The 392-nt window shown below is 43.6% G+C and carries 1 pseudogene; it reads left to right on the forward strand.

What is annotated here, in order from left to right:
- Positions 1–92: 92 nt before the first annotated feature.
- Positions 93–392 (forward strand): annotated as a pseudogene (locus tag AB4585_RS28390) (acyltransferase); the annotation flags it as partial.

A 392-nucleotide genomic window follows, 5' to 3' on the forward strand; every position in this document is an offset into this window, starting at 1 on the left:
CCAACTGTTTTTATTGACTTATATTTTTGGCACGTTCTGTGTATTACCCATATAGGGAAAGTGATATCGGTAATGCACAAAGGAACATTGCTATGAACGTATTAGATGCCAATCAGCTAAAACAAAAACTAAAAACCAGCCAAAGCCCTCTGGGGAAAAAGCTCTTCTCACTGGCCAAAGCCATACGTGTTTGCGATATCCGCTATCCAATGCTGCTAAATAAATTCCTATATACCTCGTACGTTGGCTTTAGAAACGGCGTTAACTTCATCCTTCGCGTACTGGTTGAAACACCCGCTTTTCGTGGTCGCTGTCAACGCTCCGGTAAGGCTCTGTATTTGTACGGAGGAGTGCCTTTTGTATCAGGGCCACTTTCTATCACCCTTGGAGAC

It is taken from the genome of Vibrio sp. 10N.222.49.C9 (assembly GCF_041474985.1).
Classification (GTDB): Bacteria; Pseudomonadota; Gammaproteobacteria; order Enterobacterales; family Vibrionaceae; genus Vibrio; species Vibrio crassostreae_C.